Here is a 552-nt window from a genome sequence, read left to right as displayed (position 1 = left end):
GTACGCGATCACGTTCGACTTCGCCATCCACTTGATGATGGAGCGGGTGAAATTCGTATCGAGCAACGGTGGGCGCTTCATCGTCGGATCAGATCCGATCGATGATGGTGCCGGTGGCCAGCGCGCCGCCCGCGCACATGGTGATCAGCGCGGTCGACTTGTCCGTCCGCTCGAGCTCGTGCAGCGCGGTGGTGATCAGCCGGGATCCGGTGCTGCCCACGGGGCGTCCGAGGGCCAGGGCGCCGCCGTTGACGTTGACCTTGTCCATGTCCGGGCCGTGCACCCGAGCCCAGGACAGTGCGACGGACGCGAAGGCCTCGTTGACCTCGAACAGGTCGAGGTCGCCGATCTTCATGCCGGCCTTCTCGAGCACCTTGGCGGTCGCCTGGACGGGGCCGTCGAGGTGGAACTCGGGCTCGGCGCCGACGAGCACCTGCGAGACGATCCGGGCGCGCGGCTCGAGGCCGAGGGCGAGGGCGCGGTCGGAGTCCATCAGCAGCACCGCGGCGGCGCCGTCGGAGATCTGCGAKGCGKTGCCSGCGGTGTGGATGC

General features: G+C 68.9%; 1 pseudogene. It reads right to left on the bottom strand.

Going from position 1 to position 552, the window contains the following annotated elements:
- Positions 1 to 88 precede the first annotated feature (88 nt).
- Positions 89 to 552: pseudogene (locus tag AC1DYG_RS19070) on the bottom strand (acetyl-CoA C-acetyltransferase); the annotation flags it as partial.

Source organism: Pedococcus sp. P1_H8, assembly GCF_056405175.1.
Note: the sequence above shows the minus strand (reverse complement) of the source record. Positions and strands in the feature narration are given on the sequence as shown.